The 11,096-nt window shown below is 69.7% G+C and carries 8 protein-coding genes and 1 pseudogene; 2 read left to right on the top strand and 7 right to left on the bottom strand.

Annotated features, from left to right (window positions below; translation table 11 throughout):
* On the top strand, window positions 1–312 hold a 312-nt coding region (locus VGZ32_RS17340; RefSeq protein ID WP_326887101.1), incomplete at its 5' end, for a metal-dependent hydrolase.
* A 23-nt stretch (window positions 313–335) separates the two neighbouring features.
* On the opposite strand, the gene VGZ32_RS29175 is transcribed toward VGZ32_RS17340, so the two are convergent.
* A protein-coding gene (locus VGZ32_RS29175) for an IS630 family transposase (protein ID WP_422653145.1) occupies window positions 336–1,414 on the bottom strand; the annotation gives its coding sequence in 2 pieces (ribosomal slippage) (window positions 336–934 and window positions 934–1,414; 1,080 coding nt in all).
* Between the two features lie 554 nt (window positions 1,415–1,968).
* Between VGZ32_RS29175 and VGZ32_RS17325 the strand changes: the two genes are divergently transcribed.
* Entirely contained in the window at window positions 1,969–3,702 is a 1,734-nt protein-coding gene (locus VGZ32_RS17325; RefSeq protein ID WP_326887098.1) for a fibronectin type III domain-containing protein, read from the top strand.
* Between the two features lie 95 nt (window positions 3,703–3,797).
* On the opposite strand, the gene VGZ32_RS17320 is transcribed toward VGZ32_RS17325, so the two are convergent.
* The 6 genes and pseudogenes from VGZ32_RS17320 to VGZ32_RS17295 all read right to left on the bottom strand — a co-directional run.
* Window positions 3,798–5,555 carry a chitinase gene (locus VGZ32_RS17320; RefSeq protein WP_326887097.1) on the bottom strand — a complete coding sequence of 586 codons (1,758 nt, stop codon included), beginning with the start codon at window positions 5,553–5,555 and terminating at the stop codon, window positions 3,798–3,800.
* Window positions 5,556–5,976: 421 nt separating this feature from the next.
* Window positions 5,977–7,161 carry a helix-turn-helix domain-containing protein gene (locus VGZ32_RS17315; protein WP_326887096.1) on the bottom strand — a complete coding sequence of 395 codons (1,185 nt, stop codon included), beginning with the start codon at window positions 7,159–7,161 and terminating at the stop codon, window positions 5,977–5,979.
* Window positions 7,162–7,478: 317 nt separating this feature from the next.
* Complete coding sequence (locus VGZ32_RS17310; RefSeq protein WP_326887095.1) at window positions 7,479–8,720, bottom strand: YncE family protein; 1,242 nt, start codon at window positions 8,718–8,720, stop codon at window positions 7,479–7,481.
* Window positions 8,721–8,891: 171 nt separating this feature from the next.
* A complete protein-coding gene (locus VGZ32_RS17305; RefSeq protein ID WP_326887094.1) occupies window positions 8,892–9,464 on the bottom strand; it encodes a TetR-like C-terminal domain-containing protein in 573 nt (190 codons plus the stop codon).
* A gap of 58 nt (window positions 9,465–9,522) precedes the next feature.
* Window positions 9,523–10,434, bottom strand: a complete 912-nt coding sequence (locus VGZ32_RS17300; protein WP_326887093.1) for a helix-turn-helix transcriptional regulator — start codon at window positions 10,432–10,434, stop codon at window positions 9,523–9,525.
* Window positions 10,435–10,826: 392 nt separating this feature from the next.
* A pseudogene (locus VGZ32_RS17295) lies at window positions 10,827–11,096 on the bottom strand (cysteine dioxygenase); the annotation flags it as partial.

Raw genomic sequence — 11,096 nt, 5'->3', positions numbered from 1 at the left:
AAGGGGATTCAGTCCTGGGGCGTGGTGATGCTGCTCGCCGTCGCCGGCACGGGGGCGATGGCCATCTGGATCGGCACAGACCCGTTCTGGCTGCCGATAGCGGTCGGCCTCGGCACGCTCACCCACCTCGCCGGCGATTGTGTGACGAAGGAAGGCTGCCCGCTGTTCTGGCCGATCAAGGCCCGCCTCGGCATCCCCGTGATCAGGCATACCGGTGAGAAGCTGGAGACCGCCGTGCTGACGCCGCTCATGGCCGTCGGCGCCGTCGTCGCGCTCTACTACGCCTCGATCCCGCTAAGGCACGTGAAATAGCTAGAGCGTTTCTGGTGTGGGAGTTATGGCGGTCGCAGGTCGAGTCCGGTTTTGGTGAGCAGTCCGGCGAGCAGGCCTGGCCGGTACTGCATACGGCGTAGTCGTGTCTTGACCAGCGCGCGGAGCTGGTCGATGTCGCGTTTGGCGAGGTTGACCAGCCCGCACTTCATCACCGACCACACGCCCTCGACCGGATTGAGCTCCGGGGCGCAGGCGGGCAGGTGGAAGACGGTCAGCCACGGCCGGGCGGCGATCAGGCTGCGCATCAGGACGGACTTGTGGGTGTTGAGGTTGTCCCACACCAGCACGATCGGCGCGCGCAGCTGCTGATGGGCGGCGTCGAGCAGGCGGATGTAGTCCTGCTCGACGAAGCCCTTCTTCTCGCCCTTGCGCCCGTGGTAGGTGTGGGTGCGGTGGATCAGGCGCACTCGCTCGCTTCGGCCGGGGTGAACGGCGAGCAGTCCGGCGAGGTTGACCCGCTTGGTGCCAGCGTTGCTCACCTTCACCACCGGAGTGTGCCCGCGTCGGCCCCAGGTGCGCCCGCGCGGTGGGCGCAGGCCCTGGCCGGCTTCGTCCTCGAAGCAGATAAACGCGCCTCGGGTTATCGCTGTTCTTTTATATGCGGCCGGGTCTCCTGCCGCCACGCGGTGATCGCCTGCTCGTCGCGCTCGGCAGCACGGCGGGTGGGCATCTGCCAGGAAGCGCCGATGCGGTGCAGCAGTTCGTGCACCCCGGACAGCGAGCCATAGTGCACGCCGAATTGCCGGGTGATCAGCTCGCGGATGCGTGCGAGTGTCCAGCGCTGGTCCGTGTGGTAGCCGTGTGCGGCCGGACCCTGTTCGATCAATTCGAGCAAGGCCCGCTGCTGCGCCTCGGTCAGCCGGCAGCGCGCCCCGGCCGCGCCGCGCGAGGCCAAAGCCTCGGTGCCGCCGGTATCCAGCGCGCGGTGCCATCGGTTGGCCGACACCTTCGTCACCCGCAGCCGCCAGGCCACCCTCGCGTCACTCTCACCCGAGGCAAGCAGCTGCGCCGCCTGCAGACGGACCCCCTCCCGCCGGGCTCTGGCCGCCGCATCCAACCCGCCACCGTGCGCATACCTCACACCAATGACGTAATGCACCGTCAGGGGCACGTCAGCATGGCGCCACCCTGGCGAAACTCCCACACCGGAAACGCTCTAGACGGTATGTAGGTGCCGGTTGTGGGGCCGGCCTCGCGCCATGGGGAGACCTTCGTGTTCGAACACGTCGACGGCTTGGGCGGACGAGAGGAAACCGACTTGGAGAGCGCTCTCCCAGAGTGGTCTACCGCCTCAGCAGCTCTTCGTCAACGCTCCGGCGAGTCTGATTGAGGATTCTGCTCAACGAATATCAAGGGTCTTCATCGCCAGTGAGCAGAGGCTGTCGGCTCATGGATACCGAGCATGTCAGCGACCCAAGATGTCACGAGAAGCCCGCCACGATCCACGCTCGGGCCCGGGAATCGACTCGGAACGCCAATAACGAAGGTCATCGTGCGCACTCCGTGATCCAGCCTTGACGCGGCATCCCGGGCTCAGTAGCGTCCGCTTCGGAGAGCGCTTTCCCACACGTCAACCCCGCACCGACTGACGTGTCAGTCGTCAACGACGACCGACTGATGGGAGTTCGGTTCACCATGAGAACAGCGCCCCACATCCGCATCGCCGCGCTCGCCGCCGTGGTGGCGGCCGTTTGCCTCGGCTTCTCGGCTGCCCCTGCCGAAGCCGGGCCGCTGCCCACCGCGGCCGCCGCCTCGGCTCCGCCCACCCCGCCGAGCGAGGAACTGCACGCGAACGCCGACTCGTCGATCACCGTCACCTGGACCGCGAGCCCAGGGGCCACCGGCTATCGCATCTACCGGAGCACCGCCTCCGGTGGCGAGGGCAACACTCCGTACGTGACCACGACCGCAACCACCTACACGGATCTCCACCTCAGCAGCACATTGACGTACTTCTACGAGATCAGCGCGGTGAACGCGACCGGCGAATCGGCGCGCACCGCCGAAGACGCCTCGAGGACGCCGCCGCCGATCGGCACCGGCGGCGACACGCCGGGCGTGGCCAACGGCAACAGCCTGGTCTTCTACTGCAAGGACGCGCTGCTCGGCGGCTTCGACTGGTTCCAGACGCTCACCGGCTGGTTCCCGCAGGACCTGGGGTCCTCCGGGTCCATCTCCCCCGGCGGCCAGGTGGTGGACATGGCCTACGCGACCGAGGGCACGATGACGTTCAACGACGTCGTGGTCCCGACCGCGGGCCTCTACACCATCGACTGGCGGTACGCCTTCCAGAGCGGCCTGTTCCCCGGCGTCACCAACCGCCAGATGGGGCTCGAGGTCAACGGCGTCGTGATCACCAGCACCCAGCGCTTCGTCATCACCGGCAGCTTCGACGTGTATCAGCACACGGCGCTTCAGGTGCACCTCAACGCCGGCAAGAACTCGGTAACCATGCTCGCCGTGTCAGACCACGGCGTCTCCCGGGTGGACCAGTTGACCGTCACCCCGGCCACCGCCTCGGTGCCCGCCGGCCCGACGAATCTCATGATCACTCCGGGTAACGCGAGCGCCGCCCTCTCCTGGACCGGGAGCGCCAGCGGCAATCCGACCTCTTACACGATCTATCGCGGCACCCTCTCCGACGGTGAGGCGGTGACGCCCGTGGGCACCGTGTCCGGCACCACGACCACGTTCACCGACACCGGGCTGACCAGCGGAAAGACGTACTTCTACAACGTCGCCGCGAACAACGCGGTCGGCATTTCTCCGGACTCGAACGAGGTCTCCGCCACCCCGGCGGCCGCCCCGGCCCCGCCCGCCGCGCCGACCGGCCTGACCGCCACGGCCGGCAACGGCACGGTGAGCCTGACCTGGAACGCCAACTCCGGCGCCACCGGCTACAGCGTCTTCCGGGGCACCGCGCCGGGCGCTGAAGGCGCCACGGCGGTCGGCACCAGCACCACCGCGAGCTTCACCGACACAGGGCTCACCAACGGCACCACCTACTACTACACAGTCACGGCGACGAACTCCGTCGGCTCCTCCGGCAAATCCGGTGAAGCGCACGCCACGCCAACCGCGGGCGGCGGTGGCGGTAACCCGCCGCCGGTCCCCTTCGGCGTCGTCATCACTCCGCAGGCCGGTCACATCCTGCTCCAGTGGGGATATGAGAGCACTGCGACCAGCTACCGCGTGTATCGCGGCACGACGCCCGGCGGCGAAGGCGCCACGCCCCTGGCCACGGTGACCTCGCCCACGTATACCGACGCGGCCGTGACCAGCGGCACCACCTACTACTACGAGTTCACCGCACTGAGCTCCGGCGGCGAAAGCGCCCGCACCGCAGAGTTCCACGCAACGGCTCAGTGATCCGTGAGCGGGGCGGCGACCCACCCGCCCCGCTCACGGGATTGGTATGCGGTGACGACCGGTGTTCTGCACACCGGTCGTCACCGCACGATCGGTCACGGCATCGCGTGCACGTGCGGGCCGACCGTGTTGGCGAACTGGTTGCCGTTGCTCGCGTCCCAGTTCGTCGACCACGTCATCGCGCCGCCGATGCCCGGCCAGGTGGTCGGGGGCTTGAAGCTGCCGCAGTTGGTGCCCGACGCCAGGCAGTCCAGCGCGGCGTTGACCACGTTCGGGTCCGTGAACCCGCTTCCCGCGGCGCTGCTGGAGGCCGGCAGCCCGAGTCCGACCTGGCTCGGGTTCAGGCCGCCCTGCAGCTGGATGCAGGCCAGCGCGACCAGGAAGTTCTCGGTGCCCTCGGCGTAGACGTTGCCGTCGCAGCCGTTCATGGTCCCGGAGTTGTAGTACTGGGTGTTGACGATGGTCAGGATGTCCTTGACGTTCAGCGCCAGCTGGAAGTAGGCCATCCCGGTGCTCTGCATGTCAATGGTCTGCGGAGCCATGGTCAGCACGAAGCCCGATCCGACCATGCTCGCCAGCGAGTGCAGGGCCTGCCCCATGTACGTGGCGTTCACCCCGTTCTCCAGGTCGATGTCGATCCCGTCGAACCCGTAGTTCTGGATGATCGAGTCGGCGCTGCTGGCGAAGTTCGACGCGGAGGCCGAGTCGCTCACCGAGACGGTGCCGTCCTGGCCGCCGACCGAGAGGATCACCTTCTTGCCTCGAGAGTGCTCGGTGGCGATGTCGGCCTTGAACTGCGCGTCGGTGTAGCCGCCCAGCGCGCTGGAGAGCCCGGAGTCGATCGCGAACGAGATCTGGCCCGGAGTGGTCGTGGCGTTGGCGAAGGCGACCGCGATGATGTCGTACTGGGAGTTCACATCGGTCAGCCGCTGTACGGCCGCGCCGTTGGTGAAGTCCTGCCAGTAACCGGTCAGCACGTGCTTGCCGTTTCCGCCGCCCGGGCTTCCGCTCGGGGAGGCGGACGGTGAGGAGGACGGGGACGCCGAGGGCGAGTTGCTGGGGCTGGGGCTGCCGCCGCCGCAGGGGCCGTCATCGGTCCACACGTTCTGCGCGTTGTTGCCGGGCACGTCGCCCTGGGTCCACCACTTGGCGGTCCACTGGTGGCCTCCGTAGGACACGACCGCGCCGCCGGTGTAGGCGGTCGTCGAGACCCACGCGGGCGCGGTGCACGAACCCGAGCCGGTCGGCGAGGAGCTCGGCGACGGCGTCGGGGAGGTCGACGGAGACGACGAGGTGGGGCCGGTGCTCGGCGAGGGGCCGCCGCCGGGACCGGTGAGCGAGAAGTCGTCGGCCTCGTACGCGGGCTGGGCGTACCACCCGTGTACCCAGATCGTCAGGCTCGTCGTGCTGGATCCGGTGGTGAAGCTCGTGCTCAGCTGCTGATATCCGCTGGTGCCGGGAGTCCAGGTGCTCGTGTCGGTCGTGCCCGTGCCGGTGTCGCCGAGGTAGACGTACGAGCCGTCGACCCACGCCGACAGCGTGTAGGACGAGCCGGGCTGGACGCTGACCGTCTGCGAGCACTGGGCGTCGTCGCTGCTCGACGGCGTCGCCTGCAGCGCGTACGAGCCGGAGTGGACGGGGCTGGTGACCACCGCGCCGCCGCTCGTACACGACCACGGGGAGAGCGAGCCGGACTCGAAGCCGGGGTTCTGGACCAGGTTCGCGGCGGCGGCCTGGGCGCCGGTCGTCGCCGCGACGACGCCGACGGTCGCCAGCACGACGCTGATCGCCGCGCCGGCGGCGACGAGCGTGCGGCGGCGCGGCCGGGCACGGAGGGGTGGGACGGATGCCATGGATCGCCTCTTCGAAGCGGGCGGTGCCGGCGCGGACGCATGACGGCACCGCGGGTCGAGGCGGGCGGACGGACCGGGCCGACCGGTGCGCCGCGCCGCAGGGGACAACGCGGGACGCCGGGGCACGCGCCGGGGCTCCGGACCCACGCTTAGATTGGACTAGACCAGTTGGTTGGTCAAGAAGTCGAGCGCATCTCTGTGCATACAGGAAACGCACGGCCCGGTGACGTCGACGGTTCGAGCCCGTCTAGAGGGCGTTTGAGCTCCTAGGACGTGTTTAAGGGTGTGTTTAATAATGGGCGTCGGATCACACCCCGGGACCGCTGCGCGCGAGAGGACCGAGACGACCGGTCGTCTCGAATGCGCCCAAGGAGGAGCACCGGATAGTCCCGGGGTGCTTCGCCCAACGCGGCGAGCGCGCTTAGGCGCGCCCTGACCCCTCGTTGCACCACACGGTCAGCGCCCACCACCAGCGCACCGCGTCGCCGAGGGTGTCCTGCGGCGCCGGGCCGGGCCCCGCGTCGAACCCGGTCAGCTCGCCGAGTCGGCGCAGCCGGTGCTTCACCGTGTTGGGGTGCACGTGCAGCGCGACGGCCGTCGTGTCCGTGCGCTTGCCGTGCCCCAGGTAGGCCAGCGCCGTCTCGGCCAGCAGGCGGTGGAATGCGTCCGCCGGATCGAGCTTCGCGAGCAGCGACCCGGCCAGAAGGCAGCCGATCTGCGGCTGGGAGTCGGCCGCGGACGCGAGCGCCAGTCCGGTCACGGTCTGAAGGCCGAGCAGTCCGCGCGTGCGGGCGGCGGTCATCGCGATGCCGCAGGCCTGATACGCCCCGGACAGGCCGGTCAGCCGGACCGGCGGCGACGCGACGACGAGCACCTCGTGCAGCAGCCGGTCCACGGCGGGCAGCCGCGGGCTGACGCCGCACAGGTAACCGTCGACGAACCCGGATATCCCGCCGGCGCTTGCGATCAGGGCTTCAAGCGGCGCCGCGCGGTTCGGATCGGTCAGGTCGGCGATCAGGCAGTGATAGGGACGGGCCGGATTCAGCGGTGACGAGGCGGTCGGTGCGTTGTAGTCCTGGTGGCCGTCCTGCTGTTCCGCGACCGCCTCGCCGTGGAACAGTTCGCGCAGCAGCCGCGCCCGCGCCGAGTAGCCGTTGCGGGCGAGTTCGGCCTCCCGGCTGCGATAGGCGTCGATCAGACGGTTGCGAAGCTCGTGGCTGTAGGTGTCCAGCTCGACCAGCGCTCCGAGCACGGCGTCGGTCTGTCCGGCGTCCTGCGCCGCGTCGATCAGCCGGGACATGGCGTAGACGCGTCCGGCCTGGAAACCGTCGAGAAGCGCCGCGAGGGGCACGCCCTGCACCACCCGGTCGAAGGCCAGCTCATCCGCCGCCTTCGCGCCCTCCCCCAGTTCCCCGGTCTCGCTGTACGCGGCGATGACGACGTTGATCAGTGCCGCGACATGATGCCGCACCTGCGCCCGGGGCAGCTGCGCGATCAGCGGTGCGTAGCCGCGCGCCGCGTCCACGGCACCGTCGAGGACCGCGGGGTCCGACCGTATCTGGTCGATCAGATCCCGCACCGCCTTCCGGCCTGACCGCTCGACCACGCCGCTGCGCCTCCTCGCCCGAGCCGTTGGCCGGCGAGGCCGCCTCGGTCTGCCGACACCAGGAAGAACTCTGGCACAGCGGGCCGCGGATGGCACGGCGAGAGGGCACGGTCAAGGGTGCAGAAAGTCTTCGGTGTCGGCCCGGGGCGGCTGCGAAAGATCGTGTGGCGGGGGCGCCCTTCTCCCTGCCACACGATCTACAGCCGCCCTAAAGCCCCGGGTCGACACCGAAGACCGCACGAACTCGGCCCCGCTGGGCGCCGACGGTCCGCAGCCGCCATCGGTGTCCAGCGGGGCCGAGTGCCTCCGCGGAGGGGTCAGCCGGCGGAGGAGTCGAGCCCGGCGATCGCGGCGTCGGTGACCTTCGCCAGACGTCCGCGCTGCGGGAAGTTGCCCACCGGGATGCGGGCGACTTCCTGACCGGTGGAGTAGCTGATCACTGAGACGGCGTTGCCGGCGCTCAGCGGGACGAAGCAGTAGTTGCCGTCGACGCTCGTCGCTGCCCAGTAGGGGATGCTGCCCGTCGGGTAGTTGACCGTGGCCAGCGTGGTGAGCGAGTTGACGTCCACGATCTTGGCGTAGTCGTCGATGGTGCCGACGTCGCAGAGCTTGGTCTGGTCACCGGACAGCGCGATGCCGTGGTGGGCCGAGTTCTGCGGGTAGTTGTCCGGGTTCTCGTTCGCCGCGCTGGCGCTGAACGGCTGGTTGACCGTGGCGAGCGTGGTGCTCGAGTTCAGGTCGTACTTGATGAAGCCGTTGAGGTAGGACAGGTCGGCGTACATGGTGGTGCCGTCCGCGGCGATCACGAACGGCCGCAGCCCGTATGGGAACGTCCACTTCTTGACGACCTGCAGGGTCTTGGCGTCGACGAGTTCGAGCTGCAGCGCGCCCTTGAGGGCGTTGAGCGACTTGGGCAGCAGCGTGACGCCGATGCTCTCGTTGTAGATGTACTTGCCGTCGGCGGTGAAGTTGTTCTGGTGCGGATACGAGCCGGTGGCGAAGGTTCCGATCTCAGCGCCGGTGGCCGCGTTGTAGACGTCTGCCACCTGCGACGTGGTGGCCGAGACCACGACCGTGCTGCCGTCCGGGGACAGCGCCATGTGGTCGGCGTGGATGCCGTCGACCTGGGTGTGCCACAGCTCGGCGTGGGTGGCCAGGTCGAACGCCGCGACGTCGTCGAGGTTGGCGCGCGAGACGTAGAGGGTCTTGCCGTCCGGGGAGACGGTCATGTCGTCCACGTAGCGGGTTCCGCCGACCGACGGATCCACTGTCGCCTCGTCGGCGTTGGCGAGCCCGTAGTCGATCCACTGGATCACGCTGAAGCTCGCCAGGCGCTGCTGGAGGTCGGGGACGATGTTGAAGGACCCGAGGTTCTGGAACGTGCTCTGGTCGATGAAGCTGACCGTGCCGGACACGGCGTTCCCGATCAGCAGGACGTCGTGCAGCGAGCCGGTGTCCGCGGAGGCGGCCTGGGGCGCGACGCCGCCGAGCGTGACCAGGCTGCCGGCCGCGAGGGCGCACAGCAGGACACTGCGGGGCTTCGTGCGGGAGATCGACATGGTGTTCGTTCCCTCAGAGATGTTACGAGTGGGTAGCGCGGTCTGGAGCGCAGTCTGCGCCCGCACGGCGCCGCGGCAAAGGGCGCAGCCGCCAACGTCAGCGGCCTGCGTTGTCGGCGGCCGACACCGCACCGGCAGCGGCCGGGCTGCGGATTCGTCAGCGGTGCTTCGTCAGTGGGGCGCGGAATCGGGGAAGACGCTCGCCACGAGCATCCCGACGAGGCGCTCGAAGCTCTCGTCGATGGACTCGGGCAGCCCGAAGCCGCCGGAGATCTCCAGCATCACGAAGCCGTGGACCGCCGCGCGCAGGCAGCGGGTCGCGTGTACCGCGTCCTCGCCGGTGATTCCGGCGCCTTCGAGCACTGCGAACGCCACGCCGACCGCCCGGCGCCCGGCCTCGGCAACCGCGGGGTCTCCCAGGTCGTCGGCCGGGACAGTCAGCTGGTAGCGGCCGGGGTATGTGCGGCTGAACTCGCGGTAGGCGTACAGGAATCGGGCCAGAGCGGTGGGTCCGCTGTGTCCGAGCACCGCCGCCGTGACGTAGGCGGTGAATTCGTCGAGGACTGCGACGGTCGCCTTGCGGCGCAGTGCGGGCAGTCCGTCGACGTGCTTGTAGAGCGAGGGCACGGCGACGCCCGTCCGTGCGGCGACCGCGGCGAGGGTGAGCCCGGCCGCGCCCGCCTCATCCACCACGGCCAGCGCGGCGTCGAGAACGGATTGCTGGCTTAGTCCTGCACGCGGCATATAGAGGCGCTCCGTCTATTCGGCCGCACACGGCACGGGCGGCTAACGATGCTAGCCTCTATGCTAGAAGGGAAAGCTTTGCGTAGCGGGCATCGATGCGGGCGGGTTGGCCGAGGTCGCCGTCCGGGCCGTCACCGCGCGAATCGCACAGGTAGCGGATCGGCGTGGTGCCGGTGACCGAGCGGAATTCGCGGTTGAAGTGCGACTGGTCGTAGTAGCCGCACCGCACCGCCAGTTCGGTCAGCGGGATCTGCTGTCCCACCAGCAGACGCATCGCCCAGCGGAAGCGGGCCATCCGGGCGATGGTGGCCGGGGAGAGCCCGATCTGCTGGCGGAAGGCCAGTTCGAGGCGGCGCTGGCTCCAGCCCAGCTCGTCGGCCAGCCGCCCGGACGGGACGGCCCGCATGTCGCGCTCGAGCCGCGACCAGGCGTGCCGGACCGGGGCGAATGCGCTCGCGGCGACCTGCGCGCGGTGCGTGAAGAACTCGTCCAGCACGTCGAACCGGGCCGCCCAGGTGGGTGTCTGCGCCAGCTGTTCCTCGATCAGTGCGACGGGTTTCGGGCCGAGGACGTCGTCGGCGTCGACGACGGCGTTGGCGAGCTCCACCATGGAGTGGCCGAGCAGCGCGTGCGCCCCGAACGGGGTGAGCATGACCTCGATGCCGTGGACGCGGCCGTTGTGCGTGCCGCGCAGGCTGTTGGTGCGCAGCCCGACCACGAAGGAGCGGTGCCGCACCGGCGGAATCTCCGGGGACGCGGCCTCGGTCAGTGTGAGCGGGTCGTCGATCCCGAATACCACGCACGGCAGCCCGACCGGGACCTCCATCCGCGAGCGGGGCACCGCGGTCAGGACCCGAAAGCCCCGGTAGCGCACCACGAATCCGTCCAGGCGGGGGGCGGGGTGGCCGATCGCGGTCTCCCACCGGCCGAACGACCCGGCGCCGCGCCGCACGTCGACGTGTCCTGCCATCCTCGCCCGCTTCTCCGTCCGCGCGCCGGGCCTCCTCTTCCACCTCGAACCTACGCGAGCGCTCGGGGCGCGTACAACGGCGATCTTCGTTTTTTTCCTATACCCTCAGCCCTCCCCTGCGGCACAGTGAGGGCGGCTCGAGGGCGAAAGCGGCGGCCGCAGGGGAGCGCGGCGGCGGGGAGCGCGCACCCGTCCGCGGACCAGCACGGGCGCGGGCCAGGGCAACGGTTGCCAACGGGGGCTGTCCGCCACGCCAGACGGGCTCGCCCGCGCCTGTGACAGCGTTCCGTCCGCGCTGGGACGGATCAGGGTCCTGCCGCAGGACCCCGGGCTCGGGCCCGGCCGCCTGCGTCATGCGGTCCGAACCGCCGCGGCGCGGACGCAGGCCGCTGCTACCAGTCTTCCCGGGTCTCCACCCCCACCAGAACGAGCGTCTCGCCGCTGGCCGCGTAGTGGCGCATGAGCGGCAGCACCGGGCTGTAGACGTGCACTGAGTACGCAGTAGTCGCGCCCTCGTTGACGACTTCGTGGACGTGACGGCCGCTGAACGCGCGTCCCGCTCCCTCCGAGAGCCTCCGGACGCGTCCGGTGCCGTCCGGGAGGGTCAGCGCCCTGCCGTAGTCGTGGTCCCGCGGGGCCGTCACCGACCGCTCGGTCAGCTC

Source organism: Actinocrinis sp. (assembly GCF_035938995.1).
Taxonomy (GTDB): domain Bacteria; phylum Actinomycetota; class Actinomycetes; order Streptomycetales; family Catenulisporaceae; genus DASZGI01.
Note: the sequence above shows the minus strand (reverse complement) of the source record. Positions and strands in the feature narration are given on the sequence as shown.